This is a genomic window from Endozoicomonas sp. ALC013, assembly GCF_049310205.1.
Taxonomy (GTDB): domain Bacteria; phylum Pseudomonadota; class Gammaproteobacteria; order Pseudomonadales; family Endozoicomonadaceae; genus Endozoicomonas.
Map to the genome: position 1 here is coordinate 1 of NZ_JBLYNS010000335.1, position 2,072 is coordinate 2,072.

A 2,072-nucleotide genomic window follows, 5' to 3' on the forward strand; every position below is an offset into this window, starting at 1 on the left:
CAGCATCTTTGAGCCCTGGTGTCCGCTCCAGCCCGTTGTCCACCAGTTTCGCCATGGCCCATAGCAGGTTGGCGATACCCTGGGCATTAAATTGGTCTTTATGTGCGTTCACGCGGGGCAACAGCGCAGCCACGGCCTCTTTGAACCTTGGTGTATGCTCCTGCCCGTTGTCTACCATTTTCGCCATGGCCCACAGCAGGTTGGTGATAGCCTGAGGAATAAATCGGTCTTTCTGTACGTTCACATAGGGCAACAGAGCGAACATGGCCTCTTTGAGATCTGGTGTCTGCTCTTGGCCGTTGTCCACCAGCTTCGCCATGGCCCACACCAGGTTGGTGACTTCCTGTGGTTTAAAGTGAGCTTTTTGTGCGTTCACGTGGTGTAACAAAGCGACCAGGGCCTCGTTGAACTCTGGTGTCCGTTCCTGCCCGTTGTCCACCAGTTTTGCCATTGCCCACAGCAGGTTGGCGACACCCTGGGCATCAATATCCCTGGCTGGAGGTTTTTGGTTGCAGTTAAATATTATTGCATCAAATAGGGTTGACAATAAGCTAGCCTGCGTAAGTTTAACTCGCTCATCCATGGGTTTATGAAGACTAAAAACGCCCGCTGAAGTCAATGAATGAAGTGTTGTCGTCAGGCTTCGCCAATTCCAGCTCCGTGTTGCTGCGAAATTTTGCAGCAAACGCATCAGCTGGCTTTGTTCCGCTCGATTTAATGGTCTTTTAGCAGATGACGTGTATTTTTTAACTGAACTGGCATATAGACCGTGATCTCTCCCATCATAGCGATGACCGAAACGATCCGATTTCCTCACCAGACCAGCCATTATTTCTGGTTTGATGAGGGCATTAAAATCATGAGCAGAGTTTACTGAACGGTGTATTAAATATTGAGAAGGGCGTGTGCCAGAAGAATGGTGAAATTCGTTACATCCCGGGGTAGAGTGGGGGTGACTATCCCGCTGTCTGACTGTGGCATGTCTATATCGACCACACCTTGAAGAAGGGGCATGACCATTCGGTTGGTTGTAATCATTATCTGATCTTGTGTATCTACCACTGATACCAGCAGAACTTCTATCCATAATTATATTTCATTAATTCATGAAAACATAAAAGCAGACTGCTGTTCTGCCCAGAAGTTCATTTTGCGGAAAAGTTTACTTGAGTCATGATGGGAGGCAGGCGATTACTGACTGTTTGTTTTCTTCTTCTCTTCTTCTTTGCTGGGTTGGTTTGCTCTTCTAAGTGTTCTTCACAAGTCACGTATGCAGCATCTGCCCACCCTCTATTAAATGATACAGAGCCATGCTCCTGTGGGGGGATGCCTATCCTGGTCTTTATTTGATCAATATAGGGTTTCATTAAGTCCTGATTCCAAAGCATGTTGACCGGGATTTCAATGACCTCAAATCCTGATTTTTTCAGCAGTGCGATTTTCAGCAGAGTCGAACCATTCCTGGTTTTGAAATCACCATTCACGTAATGAAATGGTCCCTGAATTTCAATCACCATGTTGTGATCTGGCAGCAGCAGGTCAACCGGAGGTAATGCGTTCAGGCTCTTTTCTTCTTCAATCCTCAACGATGGAATGCATGATTGGAGTTGATAGCGGAAGTTGGCCTGGGTTTTTGAAATGGCTTTCTGGTAATGGTGGACGACCGGACACGCTCTGCCAAGCCAACTTGCGGCCATGATCATGATGGATTGATCCTCTTCATTATCTGGCGAGGTATTTTCCAGGCGAGTCAACAGGTCATCCATGTGCTTTTCAAGCACGTTATTTTTATTTTCATTGGAGTCTAGAGCCAACCTGGCACAGCATACCATGACTCCCCAGAGAGACATCGATATCTCTTCCTGCGAAAACTGAAGGTTCTCACTGATTCGATAGACAAGCGATTCGAACGCAGAGGTAGCCAGTTTCAGCTCAACGAGTTCACCCAGTTTGGCCGTGGCCCACAGCAGGTTGGCAATACCCTGGGCATTAAATTGGTCTTTCTGTGCGTTCACGAGGGGCAACAGCGCGACCACAGCCTCGTTGAGCCCTGGTGTCTGCTCCTGCCCAAG

General features: G+C 47.9%; 2 protein-coding genes. Both read right to left on the minus strand.

The features are described from left to right. On the minus strand, positions 1 to 1,087 hold a 1,087-nt coding region (locus tag ACO6V1_RS23630), incomplete at its 3' end, for a DUF1601 domain-containing protein (protein ID WP_422469000.1). 58 nt (positions 1,088 to 1,145) lie between these two features. Continuing rightward, a partial coding sequence (locus ACO6V1_RS23635; RefSeq protein ID WP_422469002.1) for an RAP domain-containing protein occupies positions 1,146 to 2,072 on the minus strand: 927 nt, incomplete at its 5' end.